Source organism: Streptomyces prunicolor (assembly GCF_045162825.1).
Lineage (GTDB): Bacteria > Actinomycetota > Actinomycetes > Streptomycetales > Streptomycetaceae > Streptomyces > Streptomyces prunicolor.
In genome coordinates this window covers 2,430,769-2,446,423 of sequence record NZ_CP108676.1, presented here as the reverse complement: position 1 = coordinate 2,446,423, position 15,655 = coordinate 2,430,769, and the positions used below count along the sequence as shown (strand labels likewise).

Annotated in this window: 14 protein-coding genes; 10 read left to right on the top strand and 4 right to left on the bottom strand. The window is 70.3% G+C overall.

All coding sequences use genetic code 11. From position 1 onward, the window contains the following. Window positions 1-77: 77 nt before the first annotated feature. Window positions 78-1,067 (bottom strand): DEDDh family exonuclease, encoded by a 990-nt coding sequence (locus OG588_RS10945; protein WP_026150969.1) that lies wholly within the window; start codon window positions 1,065-1,067, stop codon window positions 78-80. Between the two features lie 172 nt (window positions 1,068-1,239). Between OG588_RS10945 and OG588_RS10940 the strand changes: the two genes are divergently transcribed. The 8 genes from OG588_RS10940 (at window position 1,240) to OG588_RS10905 (ending at window position 9,043) form a co-directional block, all read left to right on the top strand. After that, window positions 1,240-2,037 carry an acetoacetate decarboxylase family protein gene (locus OG588_RS10940; RefSeq protein ID WP_405947108.1) on the top strand — a complete coding sequence of 266 codons (798 nt, stop codon included), beginning with the start codon at window positions 1,240-1,242 and terminating at the stop codon, window positions 2,035-2,037. Further along, on the top strand, window positions 2,037-2,921 hold the full coding sequence (locus OG588_RS10935; protein WP_405947107.1) for an SDR family NAD(P)-dependent oxidoreductase: 885 nt from the start codon (window positions 2,037-2,039) through the stop codon (window positions 2,919-2,921). The genes OG588_RS10940 and OG588_RS10935 overlap by 1 nt, the downstream gene beginning before the upstream one ends. 10 nt (window positions 2,922-2,931) lie before the next feature. Next, complete coding sequence (locus OG588_RS10930; RefSeq protein WP_405947106.1) at window positions 2,932-4,215, top strand: amidohydrolase family protein; 1,284 nt, start codon at window positions 2,932-2,934, stop codon at window positions 4,213-4,215. After that, a complete protein-coding gene (locus OG588_RS10925; protein WP_405947105.1) occupies window positions 4,212-5,486 on the top strand; it encodes an amidohydrolase family protein in 1,275 nt (424 codons plus the stop codon). Before OG588_RS10930 ends, OG588_RS10925 begins: the two co-directional genes overlap by 4 nt. Window positions 5,487-5,511: 25 nt before the next feature. After that, on the top strand, window positions 5,512-6,246 hold the full coding sequence (locus tag OG588_RS10920; RefSeq protein ID WP_405947104.1) for a VIT family protein: 735 nt from the start codon (window positions 5,512-5,514) through the stop codon (window positions 6,244-6,246). Between the two features lie 125 nt (window positions 6,247-6,371). Then, window positions 6,372-7,250: a sterol desaturase family protein gene (locus OG588_RS10915; protein WP_405947103.1), complete on the top strand. Its 879-nt coding sequence runs from the start codon at window positions 6,372-6,374 to the stop codon at window positions 7,248-7,250. After that, complete coding sequence (locus OG588_RS10910; protein ID WP_405947102.1) at window positions 7,247-7,954, top strand: lysoplasmalogenase; 708 nt, start codon at window positions 7,247-7,249, stop codon at window positions 7,952-7,954. The genes OG588_RS10915 and OG588_RS10910 overlap by 4 nt, the downstream gene beginning before the upstream one ends. A 42-nt stretch (window positions 7,955-7,996) precedes the next feature. After that, the gene (locus OG588_RS10905) at window positions 7,997-9,043 is read left to right on the top strand and encodes a zinc-dependent alcohol dehydrogenase family protein (protein WP_405947101.1); all 1,047 of its coding nucleotides are present in this window, start codon (window positions 7,997-7,999) and stop codon (window positions 9,041-9,043) included. A 47-nt stretch (window positions 9,044-9,090) separates the two neighbouring features. Here the strand turns inward: OG588_RS10905 and OG588_RS10900 are convergent, their stop codons facing one another. From OG588_RS10900 to OG588_RS10890, 3 genes are all read right to left on the bottom strand, one after another. Then, complete coding sequence (locus OG588_RS10900; RefSeq protein WP_405947100.1) at window positions 9,091-10,101, bottom strand: CopD family protein; 1,011 nt, start codon at window positions 10,099-10,101, stop codon at window positions 9,091-9,093. A gap of 100 nt (window positions 10,102-10,201) precedes the next feature. Continuing rightward, a complete protein-coding gene (locus OG588_RS10895; protein WP_405947099.1) occupies window positions 10,202-11,614 on the bottom strand; it encodes a CoA transferase in 1,413 nt (470 codons plus the stop codon). A gap of 129 nt (window positions 11,615-11,743) precedes the next feature. Continuing rightward, window positions 11,744-13,276 (bottom strand): S8 family serine peptidase, encoded by a 1,533-nt coding sequence (locus tag OG588_RS10890; RefSeq protein ID WP_405947098.1) that lies wholly within the window; start codon window positions 13,274-13,276, stop codon window positions 11,744-11,746. A gap of 243 nt (window positions 13,277-13,519) precedes the next feature. Between OG588_RS10890 and OG588_RS10885 the strand changes: the two genes are divergently transcribed. Beyond that, the gene (locus OG588_RS10885) at window positions 13,520-13,876 is read left to right on the top strand and encodes a DUF485 domain-containing protein (protein ID WP_405947097.1); all 357 of its coding nucleotides are present in this window, start codon (window positions 13,520-13,522) and stop codon (window positions 13,874-13,876) included. After that, the gene (locus OG588_RS10880; RefSeq protein WP_405947096.1) at window positions 13,873-15,492 is read left to right on the top strand and encodes a cation acetate symporter; all 1,620 of its coding nucleotides are present in this window, start codon (window positions 13,873-13,875) and stop codon (window positions 15,490-15,492) included. Before OG588_RS10885 ends, OG588_RS10880 begins: the two co-directional genes overlap by 4 nt. Window positions 15,493-15,655: the final 163 nt, after the last annotated feature.

Below are 15,655 nucleotides of genomic sequence, written 5' to 3'. Positions count from 1 at the left end.
CCGTCCACCCGGCACGGGCGAGCGGGCGCGGGGCGAGTCGTACGACAATCACCCGTCCGTACGGTCGCCAGGGGCTGTCAGTCCGCCGCCTCGACGTCCCGCAGCAACTGCCCGAACGCGGCCTCGTCCACCACAGGAGTGCCGAACTGCTTGGCCTTGACCACCTTCGAGGTGCCCGAGTCCGGGTCGTTCGTGACGAGCAGGCTGGTCAGCCGGGACAGGCTCGTCGCGACATGCAGGCCGGCCTCCACGGCCCGGTCCTCCAGCAGCTCGCGCTCGATGGACGTGTCCCCGGAGAACGCGATCCGCATCCCCTGCTTGAGCGGCCTGCCGTCCTCGAACCGCCCCGGGTTCGGATACGGGCACGCGGGCCGCTTGCGCGCGGGGCGCCAACTGCCCGCCCCGTAGCCGCTGTAGCCGCCCGCCTGCTGGCCGATCCGGGGCGCGGGCCGGTCGGCGGTCCACTCGGTCAGTGGCCGGCACTCGTGCAGCGGCAGCCGTACGCCGCCCAGTGCCGCCGCCCGCAGGCTCGGCCGGAATGCCTCGGCGAGCACGCGCGCGTCGTCCAGCGCGTGGTGCGCGCGCTGCTGGACGACACCGAAGTGCGCTGCCAGGGACTCCAGTTTGTGGTTGGGCAGCGGCAGGCTCAGCTCCTTGGAGAGCGCGATGGTGCACAGGCGCTGACGGACCGGGGGCTCGATCTGCACGCGCGCGTACTCCCGCGCGATCATCTGCCAGTCGAAGACCGCGTTGTGCGCGACCAGCACCCGGCCCTCCAGACGGGTCGCGAACTCCTCGGCGATGTCCTTGAAGAGGGGCGCTCCCTCCAGGACGTCACTCGTCAGACCGTGGATCCACACGGGGCCGGGATCGCGCTCCGGGTTGACCATCGTGTACCAGTGGTCCTCGACCTCGCCGAGCGCGTCCAGACGGTAGACGGCCGCGGAGATTATCCGGTCGTCCCGGGCCAGGCCGGTGGTCTCCACGTCAACTACCGCATACCCCTGGGGATACGCGGCCGGCCACGGAGTGGCTGCGGACACTGTCGGCGAGTGGTCTTCGAGCATGGTCACTGAGGATACGGGCCGTCACTGACAGCCCTGTCCCTCAGGTGCCTTGTCCCGGCCGCCCGTTCGGGTCCGCCGAACGCACGCGCGCGTGGCTATGGACCTTTTGCCCGCCCGGTGCAAGCGTGCTGCCCGCCTGACGGATGACGGCCTACGAAGGGCGGTACGGCGTATGGCACGCGTACGGTACGGCGCACGGACCGAGGCGGAGATCGCCGCCGCACGCACAGCGAGCTCCAAGCTCCCCGACATCTGGTCCACCGGTGTGGTGGCCGTCTGGGAGAGCGACCCGGACGCGGTCGCGGCGGTCCTGCCGCCGCCCCTCAAGCCCACCGGGCGGCCTCTGGTCCGGGTGAACATCAGCAAGGTGGAGCTGACCGGATATCCCTTGGGCGCGGGCTCGTTCGCGGTCGCCGCCGCGCACGACGGCGTCGAGGGCTGGTACCCCCTGGTGATGCCGATGACCCACGAGCGGGCCCTCACCGGCGGCCGTGAGGTCTTCGGAGAGCCCAAGAAACTCGGCGAGGTCACCCTCGAGCGCGTGGGCCTCGTCGTGCACGCGTCCCTGGCCCGGCACGGCATCGCCTTCGTCGAGGTCCGCGGCGCGATCAGCGAGGAACTGCCCCTCCCCGGGCCGACGCAGAAGACCGACTTCTACTTCAAGTTCCTTCCCGCGGTGGACGGTTCGGGCTTCGACGCCGACCCCGTGCTCGTGCACTGCCTGCGCAACGAGAAGGTCCGTCGCCTCGAACGCGTCACCGGAGACGTCGTCCTACGGGAGTCCATGTACGACCCCGTCGCCGACCTCCCCGTACGCACCCTCGTCGACATCACCATCGGCGAGAAGACCAGCGACCAGCGCGGCAAGGTCGTCGAACGGGTCGACGCGCGCGCCCTGTTGCCGTACATCCACCAGCGCTACGACGACCCGCAGCAGATCCACGACGGACCGCCCGAGGGGAGCGCGTAATGGAGTTGACGGAGGGTCAGGTCGCCGTCGTCACCGGGGCCGCGAGCGGGATCGGGCTCGCGATGGCACGGCGGTTCGCCGCCGACGGGCTCAAGGTGGTGCTCGCCGACGTCGAGGAGGGTGCCCTCGACAAGGCCGCCGCGGATCTGCGCGCCGACGGTGCCGACGTGCACGCGCGCGTGGTCGACGTCGGCGTACGCCAACAGGTCCTGGATCTCGCCGAGTCGGCCTACGAGACGTACGGCGCCGTCCACGTCCTGTGCAACAACGCCGGGGTCGGCTCGGGCGCCGAGGGCCGGATGTGGGAGCACGAACCGAACGACTGGCAGTGGGCGTTCGCCGTCAACGTGTGGGGCGTCTTCCACGGCATCCAGGCGTTCGTGCCGAGGATGATCAAGTCGGGTCAACCCGGTCATGTCGTCAACACGTCCTCCGGGGACGGCGGTATCGCCCCGCTGCCCACCGCCTCCGTGTACGCCGTCACCAAGGCGGCCGTCGTGACGATGACCGAGTCCCTGTACGCCCACTTGAAGGCGGAGCACGCGCGCGTGGGCGCCTCGGTGCTCTTCCCGGGGCCGCACATGCTGCGCACGGGCCTGTGGGAGTCGCACCGCAACCGCCCCGACCGGTACGCGAAGGAACGTCCCCGTAGAACCCCGTACCGCAGCCTCGACCAGTGGGAGACCGCGATGAAGGAGGCGGGCAAGGAAGTCGCCTTCACGCTCGTCGAGGAGGTCGCCGACCTCGTCGTGGACGGCATTCGCGCGGACCGCTTCTGGCTGCTGCCCGAGAGCGAGCACAGCGATGCCCAGATCCGGGCGAGGGCGGGTTCAATGCTCGACCGTGCGAACCCGTCGTACCTAGAGAGCTTCATCCTGGACTGAGGGGGCTGTTGTGACCGACCAGGAGCCGTACCTGATCATCTCCTCCGACTGCCACGCCGGACTGCCCACCGAGGAGTACCGGCCCTATCTGGACGCCCGGTTCCACCGGGACTTCGACGAGTTCCTCGCCGGACGCGACCGGCGCCGCGAGGAGATGACCCGGCTCGGCATCCGCAACGAGGCGTTCGCGGCCAAGTGGTTCCAGGACAACGAGGAAGGCCTGCGCGGGGGTTGGGACACCGCGCAGCGCCTCAAGGAGCTGGACGGGGACGGGGTGGCCGCCGAGGTGGTCTTCCCGGACGCCGACGCCGTGGACAGCCAGACGGCCGCACCCTTCGGGGTGGGCCTCGGCCTCTCCGGCTACCAGGACCCCGAGTTGGGCATGGCGGGCGCCCAGGCGCACAACCGCTGGCTCGCCGACTTCGTCTCCGAGAACCCCCAACGGCACTGCGGAGTCGCCCTGTTGCCCGTGACGGCCCCTACGGAGAAGGTCGTCGCGGAGATCCACCGTGCCAAGGAGTCGGGCCTCGGCGCCCTGATGATCCCCTCCATGTGGGTCGACAAGGAGCCCTACCACGACCGCCGTTACGACCCGGTGTGGACGGCGGCCGCCGAGTGCGGGATGCCGGTACTCACGCACTCCGGGGCCGCGCCCCGCCACGAGTACGGCGACCACTTGGGCATCTATGTGAGCGAGGTGACCTGGTGGCCCGCCCGGCCGCTCTGGTTCCTGCTCTGGTCCGGGGTCTTCGAACGCCATCCGGGTCTCAAGTTCGGTGTGGCGGAGTCGGGTTGCTGGTGGCTGCCGAACCAGCTCTGGTTCATGGACCGCCTCTACCTGGGTGCCCACGGCGGCAAGAAGCTCTCACCCTTCGCGGAGCTGAAACGGCCGCCGAGCGAGTACCTCGACCGACAGGTCTTCATCTGCGCCACCAACACCAAGCGCCGCGAACTGGCCCAGCGCTACGAGATCGGCGTCGACAACATCCTCTGGGGCAGCGACTTCCCGCATCCCGAGGGCACCTGGCCCGACACGCGCGCGTGGCTGAAGCGCACCTTCCACGACATCCCGGTGGACGAGACCCGGCGCATGCTGGGCCTGGCGGCGGCGGACGCCTTCGGCTTCGACGTGGCGGCCCTGGAGCCGCTGGCCCGCCGGATCGGCCCGACCCCCGCCGAACTCGGCCAGCAGGACGACCAGGCGGCCGTGACGGCGTCCTGGGCCCGCTCGCGCGAGGTCGGACGGCACTGGCTGACCGACCACGACTTCCCGGTGCTGGGGGTGACGCCATGACCCCCATGATCCCCACGGGCTCCATTGGTCCCGACGGCGCGGACAGGTACACGGTCATCTCCGCGGACTGCCACGCGGGCGCCGATCTCCTGGACTACCGGCCCTACTTGGAGAAGCGGTACCACGACGACTTCGACGCGTGGGCGGCCACGTACGTCAACCCGTACGAGGACCTGGTCGCCGACACGGCCGACAAGAACTGGAACTCCGGGCGGCGGATCGCGGAGCTGGAGCAGGACGGGATCGTCGCCGAGGTCGTCTTCCCGAACACCATCCCGCCGTTCTTCCCGTCCGGCTCCTTGATGGCGCCCGCGCCGACACTCGAGGAGTTCCGGCGCCGCTGGGCCGGCCTGCGCGCCCACAACCGCTGGCTGGCGGACTTCTGCTCGGCGGCACCCGGTCGACGGGCGGGCGTCTTCCAGATCCTCCTGAACGACGTCCAGGAGGCCGTCCAGGAGATCCGGTGGGCGGTCGAAGCGGGCCTGAGGGGCGGGTTGCTGCTGCCTGGCACTCCACCCGGCTCGGGACTGCCGGAGCTGTACTCGTCGACATACGACCCGATCTGGGCCGCGTGCGCGGAACTCGGCGTCCCCGTCAACCACCACGCGGGGTCGGCCTCCCCGCCCCTCGGCGACGAACCGGCCGCCCGCGCGGTGTACATGGTCGAGACGACCTGGTTCTCGCACCGCGCCCTGTGGCACCTGATCTTCGGCGGCGCCTTCCGCCGTCACCCGGACCTGAAGCTGGTCCTGACCGAGCAGGGCTCCGGCTGGATACCCGGGGTGCTCGACATGCTGGACTACTACCACGGGCGCTTGGTCGCGGCGGCCACGAAAGCATCGGCGGCATCGACCGCGGAGTCCAAGTTCGGCGCGGGGCTCGCCACTTCGATGGGCAAGGGTCCCTCGGAGGTATGGCGCGACAACTGCTTCGTGGGCGCCAGTTTCATGCGCCCCCATGAGGTGCCCCTGCGCGACCGCATCGGCATCGAGAAGATCATGTGGGGCAGCGACTACCCGCACGACGAGGGCACGTACCCGTACTCCAGGGAGGGCCTGCGCTTCGCCTACGCGCGCGTGCCGCGCGAGGAGGTCGCCGCCATGGTGGGCGGCAACGCGGCCCGCGTCTACGGCTTCGACCTCGACGTCCTGGACCCGATCGCGGCGAAGGTCGGCCCCACGGTGACCGAGATCGCGGAGCCGCTCGCCGAACCACCGGCGGGCGCGACGAGCCCGGTGTTCGCGCGAGGGGCGTCGGTACGGGTGTGGTGAGGGCGGGGGTGCGATCCTTCGCGGTGTGACGGAACCGACCAACGACGAGGCCCACGGCGAGAGCCATGACGAGGCCCATGACGGCTCCCTGGGCTCACGGTTGAACTGGCTGCGGGCCGCGGTACTGGGAGCCAACGACGGCATCGTGTCCACCGCCGGTCTCGTCGTCGGCGTGGCAGGTGCCACGGACGACCGCTCGGCGCTGCTGACGGCCGGCCTCGCGGGTCTCCTGGCCGGCTCCATGTCGATGGCGGCAGGGGAGTACGTGTCCGTCTCCACCCAGCGCGACTCCGAGAAAGCCGCCCTCGCCCTGGAGAAGCGCGAGCTGAAGGAGCAACCGGAGGCCGAACTGGAGGAGTTGACCGAGCTCCTCCAGGACCGCGGCCTGACCCGTGAGGTGGCCATGGAGGCAGCGGCCCAGCTCACGGAACGCGATGCGCTGCGTGCCCACGCGCGCGTGGAGCTCAACATCGACCCCGACGACCTGACCAACCCCTGGCACGCGGCCTGGGCGAGCTTCCTGTCCTTCACGGTCGGCGCCCTGCTGCCCCTCTTGGCGATCATCCTCCCCCCGGCCGACTGGCGGCTCGGCGTCACCGTGGTGTCGTCACTGGCGGCGCTGGTGCTGACGGGCTGGAGCAGCGCACGGCTCGGGGCGGCGGACACGAGGCCGGCGATGCTGCGGAACGTGGCAGGCGGGGCACTGGCGATGGGGGTCACCTATGCGGCGGGGGCGTTGCTGGGGGCGGCCGGGGTGTAGTGACCCACAACCGGGACATGGCGGGCGCATTGGTGGAGATCGCCAACAAGCAAGCGCATACCCCCGGTAATACTTGTCGGTAACAACGTCTAGTCGCGGCCGATCTGCGGTCCTACGGTTCACCCATGCCGAACCTGCCCGATGTCGTGCTCTGGTCGATACCCGCCTTCGTGCTGCTCGCCGTGATCGAGATGATCAGCGTGCGCGTCCACCCCGACGAGGACGCGGCGGGCTACGAGGCGAAGGACGCCGTCACAAGCGTCGGCATGGGGCTCGGGAGCCTCGTCTTCGACTTCCTCTGGAAGATCCCGATCGTCGCCGTCTACACGGCGATCTACGAACTCACCCCGCTGCGCGTGCCCGTCCTGTGGTGGACGATCCCGCTGATGCTGCTCGGACAGGACTTCTTCTACTACTGGTCCCACCGCGGCCACCACGTCATCCGCATCCTGTGGGCCTGCCACGTAGTCCACCACTCCAGCCGCAGGTTCAACCTCACCACGGCCCTGCGCCAGCCCTGGACGACCCTCACGGTATGGCCGTTCTATGTCCCGCTCGTCGCCCTGGGCGTGCATCCCGCCGCGCTGGCGTTCTGCTCCTCGGCGAACCTCGTCTACCAGTTCTGGATCCACACCGAGCGGATCGACAGGATGCCCCGCTGGTTCGAATTCGTCTTCAACACTCCGTCCCACCACCGGGTCCACCACGCCTCCCAGGGCGGCTATCTGGACCGCAACTTCGGCGGCATCCTCATCGTCTGGGACCGGCTCTTCGGGTCGTTCGTCCCGGAGGTTGAGCGGCCCGTCTATGGGTTGACCAAGAACATCAACACGTTCAACCCGATCAAGGTGGCCACCCATGAGTACGTCGCCATCGCCAAGGACCTGAAGACGGCGACCAGTTGGCGCGAGCGCGCGGGACGCGTGTTCCGGGGACCGGGCTGGCAGCCGGTACCCGTCCCGGAGCAGGGCATCCCGGCCGCCGAGGAGACCGCGGCCGCGTGAACTCACGCACCGCACACCCGGCCGTCTCCCGCGCGCTCCTGACCGGCTTCGCACTGGTGACCCTCGTGGACCTGCTCGCGCTCGCCGTCGGCCACGACCCCGCCCACACCGTCACCAAGCCCCTCCTGATGCCGCTCCTCGCCGCGTACGCGGCCCTGCGCGGCGCACCCCGGCTCCTCGTCGCCGCGCTCCTCTGCGGCTGGGGCGGCGACACCCTGCTGCTCTCCGACGCCGACCCCGCCTTCCTCGCCGGCATGGCCTGCTTCGCGGCGGGTCACCTCTGCTACCTCGCCCTTTTCAGGACGTACGGCGGCCCGAAACGTGCTCCACGCGTGCGTGCCGGTCTCCTCGTCGCCGGGTACGCCGCCGCCCTGGCCGTCACCGTCACGCTGCTGTGGCCGGACCTCCCGGCGGACCTGCGCGTCCCCGTGGCCGGCTACAGCACTCTCCTCACGGCCATGGCGTGTGCCGTGGCCACCCGGCTCGGTCTCGTCGCCGGGCTCGGCGGGGCACTGTTCGTGGTCTCCGACACCCTCATCGCGACCGGCGTCGCCGACTGGCCGCAACCGCCAAGGCCCGACTTCTGGATCATGCTGACGTACGCCGCCGCGCAGTTCCTGCTGGTCCAGGGCGTGCTCGGCACCCTCGCCGAGCGGCGCGCACCGACGGCGGCGTACCGTGAAGTGCGCTCGACCACCCCCTGAGCGCACCGCACCCGCACACCCGCGACGAGAAGGACCCTCGCCATGCGCGCCACCACCATCCACGCCCCGTTCGACATGCGCGTGGAGGACGTGCCCGAGCCCCTCGTGCAGTTGCCCACCGACGCGGTGGTCCGGGTGCTGCGCGCCTGCATCTGCGGCAGCGACCTGTGGGCGTACCGCGGCGAGTCGGCCCGGCAGTCCGGGCAGCGCATCGGGCACGAGTTCCTCGGGATCGTGGAGGAGACCGGCTCCGAGGTGAGCGGCGTCAGGACCGGTGACCTCGTGGTCGCGCCCTTCGTGTGGTCCGACGGCGTCTGCGACTACTGCCGCGAGGGCCTCACCACCTCCTGCGTCCACGGCGGCTTCTGGGGCGCCGTGGGCTACGACGGTGGCCAGGGGGAGGCGGTACGCGTGCCCTTCGCCGACGGCACCCTCGTACGGCTGCCGAAGGAGGCGGCCTCCGACGACCATCTGCTGTCCGCGCTGCTGACCCTGTCCGACGTCATGGGCACCGGCCACCACGCGGCCCTCGGCGCGGGCGTCCGCAAAGGCGCCACCGTCGCCGTCGTGGGCGACGGGGCGGTCGGCCTGTGCGCCGTGCTCGCCGCCAAGCGCCTGGGCGCCGAGCGGATCATCGCGCTCGGCCGCCACGAGGTGCGCACGGACATCGCCCGCCGCTTCGGCGCCACCGACGTCGTCGCCGCACGCGGCGAGGACGCCGTCGCGGCCGTCCGTGAACTCACCCGCGGCCAGGGCGCACACGCCGTCGTCGAGGCCGTCGGCACCGAGCAGTCCATGCGGACGGCCGTCGGCATCGCGCGCGACGGCGGCGCGATCGGCTTCGTCGGCGTGCCGCACGGCAGCGGCACCGGTCTCGACCTCGGGGTCATGTTCGACCGGAACATCGCGCTGCGCGGCGGGGTCGCACCGGTCCGCACGTACATCCCGGAGCTGCTGCCCGACATCCTGGACGGCACCATCGACCCCTCGCCCGTCTTCGACCTGACGGTCGATCTGGAGGGCGTACCCGACGGCTACAAGGCGATGGACGAGCGCACGGCTCTGAAGGTCCTGGTCACGAACAGCTGATCAACTAGTGGATCAACTCTTGATCGATGGATTGATTGCCTGATCGGTCAATGCCAGCGGATCGGCACCGGCAATGCCGTCAACAGTCCGGAGACCACGACCACCACTCCCAGGGCGACGACCTCGGCCCGCGCGGGTGAGTGCGCGGTCAGCGGATCGGAGGCCCTGCGCAGCCGGTACCGCGCCCAGAGCGCGAGGACGGCGACGGCGGCGACGAGGATCACCTTGGCCAGCAGGGTGCGCCCGTACGCCGTCGTCGTCAGCTGGTCCAGGATCGTGCCGGCCGGCATCCGGCGCAGCGAACTCCATACCCCCGTGGCGGTGATCGCGGCGAGCAGCACGGCGGCCACGCGCGCGTAGAGCCCCAACAACGCGGCCCCCGCCTCGGCACCGCCCCATTGCCGCAACGTCCGCAGCGCATGCAGCAGACCGCCCACCCACAGTGCCGCGCACGTCAGGTGCACGAGGGTGAGTTCGGAGCCGACCAGCGGACTGTGCTCGCTCGCCGGGTGCACCCGCAGCGCCTCCGCGACGACCACGGCGGCCAGGGGCCACACCTGGAGGCCGGGCCTGCGCGACCGGGCACACAGGGCCGCCACGGCGAACGCGTTGACCTCCAGGAGCGCCAACTTGCCGTCCCGGGACTGATAGAGGCCGCCGACATCGATCTGGGCGAGGCTGTGCGGCACCAGGTTGCCCGTCGCCACGACCGACGCGAGCCCCAGCGCGGCGACGAAACCGGCACCGGCCGCGTACGGGGCCCAGCTGCGGGGGCCGATCGGGGGAGCGCCGGGCACGGTACGCGCGAGCCGGTTCACGAACAGCTCACCCAGGGGGACGCACAGCGCCCCGAACAACACCGCCCGTAGCAGCGCGATGCCGCCTACGCCGGGCGCGGCGGCCTCCCCGGTGTCGTGCAGCGCGGCGGACGGGCCGAGCAGCGGTATCAGCGCGGCGAGCACCACCAGGGCCAGTACGGCGACGGCCCGACGCGTACCGGGGCGCCGCCCGGAGCCGCTCGTGTCGGCCGCTTCGACAGTCGGTCGTATCAAGGTCACCCCAAGATCTTCACCAGCCGCCACAGAACCGGGCAAGTGCAACAAAACAACTGGCGGAACGGCATTCCGCTCATAGGTACGTTTCCGGTCGACCCCCGGATCAAGCCCAACGAGCCGGGTCCGTGCCCCAACGACCCGGCGGACGCGCCCAGTTCACGGGTCCACCGGCGAACGACACCGGCGACAGGGCATGCCGCAGCCGCCCGATACCGCTGTCCGTCTCGACCAGCCAGGCATCCGGCTGGTTGTACGCCGTCCCGCGCGACTCGTGGGCCACCCCTCCCCGCTCGCCCGCCCCGTCCGCCGTCAACCAGGCCGCGGTCCGCGCGAGCGCCAGCCGCAGGACGAGGCCGTGCCCCTGCTCCGACTGCTCCGTCAGCGCCCGCAGCACCGCGCCCGCCAGCAGATACCCGGTGCCGTGGTCGAGGGCCTGCGCGGGCAGCGCGCCGGGCCGTTCCGGTGCCCCCTCGCCCCGCTCGATCCCCTCGGTCGCCGCGATGCCGGTGGCGACCTGCACCAGGCTGTCGAACCCACGCCGGCCGCCCCACGGCCCGTACGCGCCCCACGCCGACAACTGCGCCACGATCAGCCCGGGCCTGCGGTCGACCAGCGCATCGGGGGAGAGCCCGAACCGGTCCAGCGCACCCGGCCGATACCCGGTGACGACCACGTCCGCCCGCGCGAGCAACCCCTCGAAGGTCCGCCGGTCGGCAGCCGTGCCGAGGTCCAGCCGGGTCGACCGCTTCCCGAAACCGGTGTCCGCGTGCGCGTCCGGGTCCTCCGGCAACCGCGGGGCGTCCACGCGCAGCACGTCCGCGCCCAGCAACGCGAGCGTGCGGGTGGCGACCGGGCCCGCGATGACCCGCGTCAGGTCGAGCACGCGCAGCCCGGCAGCGGGCAGCAACGGATCGCCGTCGAGCGGCAGGAAGGCACGCGCGTGTGCGCTGCCGAGCCGCTCGCGTTCGATGAGCGGCCGCCCGGCCACCGCGGTCCCTTGCGGGTGCGCGGCCCATTCCTCCGTCGTCCGCAGCGCGACCGCGAGACCTCCGGCGCGGTACACCGCGGTCTCGACCTCCAGGGCGGACCGCTCGGCGAGCACACCGGCCACGTCCTCCACCGACGCGTCCCCCGGCAGCTTCAACGCCCCCAGTAGTCGCGCCCGGTGGTGCGGATAGTTCGCGTGGGTGCGGACCCAGCCGTCGGCCGTCCGCCAGAACCTCGACAGCGGCGCGAAGTTGACCGGCGCCCGCCCGTCGATCGACAGATGCCGCTCACTGACGAACGCCGTGGCGACGGCCCCGTCGTCCACCCGAACCGCGGGCACCTCCGCGAGCCCGGCCCGCCGCGCCCCTAGTTCCGCTGCGGCCAACGCGCACGCTCCCACGCAGGCCCGTGCCAACTCCCGTACGGGAAGCCGCGCTTCGAGCGCCCCCTGACGCGTGACGGTCGAGACGTATGAGACCAGAGCGGGATCGCCGCCCATCGCGGCCCATGCCACCTTGATGTCAGTCATGACTGCACTATGCAGTATTGATTCAATCAACATTCGCGTGCAGGTCATGCAGATCATGCAGATATGGATGACCTGACGGACACGAAAGGGCCGGGCGGAGATCCGCCCGGCCCTGTGCACGGGTGTCGGCTACTTCACCGCCCGCAGCGCGTTGACGATGCCGAATCCGTAGAAGCCGTTGACGCGCTTGCCGCCCACGCAGGTCGCGTCCGCGACACCGTCACCGTTGGTGTCGTACGGGTCGGTCGGGCAACCCGGGTTGTCCGCCTCAGCCTTCAGCAGCGCCTGCAACTGCGCCGGACCGGCGTGCGGGTGCGTCGACTTGAGCAGCGCGGCCACGGCGGCGACGTGCGGGGTCGCCATCGAGGTGCCCTGGAGATAGCCGTACGTGTTGTTCGGCAGCGTGGACAGGATGCGGCCGTTCTTCGACGGGGTGTCCGGGATCTGCCGGGCGTCCCCGCCCGGCGCCGCCACGTCGATCACGTTCTTGCCGTAGCTGGAGAAGTACGACTTGGCCTTCGTGACACCGACCGAGCTCACCGTGACGACACCCGGCAACTGGGTCGGCACGTCGAAGCACTCGTGCGGGTCGACCGTCCGGGTCGTCGCGGTCGAGTCGTCGGGACTGGAGGCGTCGACGAGCGCGTCGGAGTCGAGGTCGTCGTTGGAGTTGCCGGCCGCAGCGACATTGAGCGTGCCCTTGTGCTGGGCGTACAGCTGGGCCCTGTTGACCGCGTCCACGATGGCACGTTGATCGGGGTCGTCCATGCAGTTGTACAGCCAAGGATCAACGTAGTAGCTGTTGTTGGTGATCTCCACGCCGTGATCCGCGGCGAACACGAACGCGCAGACCACGCTCTCCGGGTAGAACAGCTGGGTCGAGTCCGGCTCGGCCACCGTGATCCCGGAGACCTTCACACCCGGCGCGACCCCGGCCACGCCGATGCCGTTGCGGGCGGCGGCGATCTCACCCGCTACATGCGTGCCGTGGTAGTGGGCGGAGTCCACGGGGCGCCAGGAGCCGTACGTCGTGTCCGCCTTGCCGCCCACGCAGTTGGCGGACTGCGAGGCGGAGAAGTTCGGGGCGATGTCCGGGTGGGTGTCGTCGACGCCGACGTCGATCACGGCGACCGTCACGCTCTTGCTGCCCGGGTTGATCTTCGCGGCCTTGTCGGCGCCGATCGCGGGCAGGTCCCACTGGTCGGCTTCGAGCGGCTCGGTGTCACCGGCGGCGGCGGAGGCCTTCGCCGTCTTCGCGGCCTGATCCTTGGACAGGTACTGCACCGCGCCCTCGTCGGTCGTCGAGGCGGGGCTCAGCGGCGCCGTACGCGTGGCACCGGCCGACTGCACACCGTGCACCTTGCGAATGGTCGGCCCGAAGTCGGGGTTCGCCGAGTGCACGACGATCACACCGATCTTCTCGTACGTCACCACGATGGTGCCGCCGGCCGCATTGATCGCCTTCTTGACCGAGTTGATCGTCCAGTGGTCCAGCCGGGTGTTGACCACATACGCAAGGTTGGGCGCGTCAGCGGTCTGCGCGGTGGTCTCCGCGGCCGGGACCGCCGAGGCCGCCGACGGGAGGAAGCCGAGCGAGGCGGTCAGCGACAGCACGACCGGTACGGCCAGGGCGAGCCGGCGTCTGGGGCGCAGATGAGCCATGGGATCTCCACATCATCCGGAAAACGAGACGGCCCGAGACGTGGCGGTGCGTTCGGGCAGGTACATGACTAGTGGTGCAGACCTGAAGCTATCTCCCGTGGTGGCTGGCCAGCAATGATTTCCCAAAGACGACTACCGAAAGAAGTCAAAGGAGTTGAACCGGTCGACGTGTCGCGCCGTGCCCTTGGGCAGGAAGCGCCGAGCCAGACCAGAACCCGCAGGTCCGTAACGCGAGGAGACACCGTGGCCACCGAGACACCACCCCCCTCGAAAGCCGAACACCAACTCCCCAGTACCGAGGAGTTCGAACAGGTCCAGGAGAGCGCGGAGTTCGCCGAACTGCGCAGCGCCCACCGCTCCTTCGCCTTCCCGGTGACCGTCGCCTTCATCGTCTGGTACCTGCTGTACGTGCTGCTGTGCAACTACGCGGACGACTTCATGGACACCAAGGTCGTCGGCAACATCAACGTCGCCCTGGTCCTGGGCCTCGCCCAGTTCCTCACCACGTTCCTCATCGCCTGGTGGTACGCGCGCTACTCCGCCGCGAAGCTCGACCCCAAGGGTGAGGCCATCAAGTCCCGGATGGAGGGCAGCGCATGAGCCCCGAGATCACCCTGGCCGCAGGCGAGGCGAGCCAGCACCGGCCGCTGATCATCACCCTGTTCGCGATCTTCGTCGCCGCCACGCTCGTCATCACCGTATGGGCGGGTCGCCAGACCAAGAGCGCCGCCGACTTCTACGCGGGCGGCCGTCAGTTCACCGCCTTCCAGAACGGCCTCGCCGTCTCCGGCGACTACATGTCCGCCGCGTCCTTCCTCGGCATCGCGGGCGCGATCGCGCTCTTCGGCTACGACGGCTTCCTGTACTCCATCGGCTTCCTGGTCGCGTGGCTGGTCGCCCTGCTCCTGGTGGCCGAACCGCTGCGCAACTCGGGCCGCTACACCATGGGCGACGTCCTCGCGTACCGCATGCGCCAGCGCCCGGTCCGTACCGCGGCCGGCACCTCCACCATCGTGGTGTCGATCTTCTATCTGCTCGCGCAGATGGCGGGCGCGGGCGTCCTGGTCTCGCTGCTCCTCGGCATCACCACCGACGCCGGCAAGATCGGCATCGTCGCCCTGGTCGGCGTCCTGATGATCGTCTACGTCACCATCGGCGGCATGAAGGGCACCACCTGGGTCCAGATGGTCAAGGCCTGCCTGCTCATCGCCGGCGCCCTGCTGCTGACCTTCCTGGTGCTGCTGAAGTTCAACTTCAACATCTCCGACCTGCTCGGCAAGGCCGCCTCCAACAGCGGCAAGGGCACCGCCTTCCTGAACCCCGGCCTCAAGTACGGCGCCACCGGCACCACCAAGCTGGACTTCATCTCCCTGGGCATCGCCCTGGTCCTCGGCACCGCGGGCCTGCCGCACATCCTGATCCGCTTCTACACGGTGCCCACCGCCAAGGCCGCCCGTAAGTCGGTCATCTGGGCCATCGGTCTGATCGGCGCCTTCTACCTGATGACCCTGGCCCTCGGTTTCGGCGCCGCCGCACTGATCAAACCTGACGAGATCATCGCCTCCAACAAGGCGGGCAACACGGCCGCCCCACTCCTGGCACTGCATCTGGGAGGCGTCGACTCCAACTGGGGCGCCATCCTCCTGGCCACCATCTCAGCGGTCGCCTTCGCCACGATCCTCGCGGTCGTCGCCGGTCTGACCCTGGCCTCGTCCTCCTCGTTCGCCCACGACATCTACGCGAACGTCATCAAGCGGGGACAGGCGACGGAGAAGCAGGAGATGGCCGCCGCCCGCTACGCCACGATCGGCATCGGCGCCGTCTCCATCCTCCTCGGCGCCCTCGCCCGCGACCTGAACGTGGCCGGCCTGGTGGCCCTCGCCTTCGCGGTCGCCGCCTCCGCCAACCTCCCGACGATCCTCTACAGCCTCTTCTGGAAGCGGTTCACCACTTCCGGAGCCCTGTGGTCGATCTACGGCGGATTGGTCGCCGCGGTCGGCCTGGTCCTGTTCTCGCCCGTGGTCTCGGGCAAGCCCACGTCGATGTTCCCCGACGTCGACTTCCACTGGTTCCCCCTGGAGAACCCGGGCATCATCTCCATCCCCGTCGGCTTCCTGCTGGGCTGGCTCGGCACGATCCTCTCCAAGGAGGAGCCGGACACCGGCAAGTACGCGGAGCTGGAGGTACGGTCCCTGACCGGCACCGGAGCCCACTGAGCCGCCCCGCCCAGTCCACCTGAGTCCCCCCACCAGGTCCCCCCACGTCGACGGCCGCGTCGTAGATCCCTACGACGCGGCCGTGTCGTACCTCGTGGGATCGGGCCGCTCTCGTTGTCAGAGGTGTCGCGTAGGCTCGCAGGTGTCGGAAAACATGCGATCC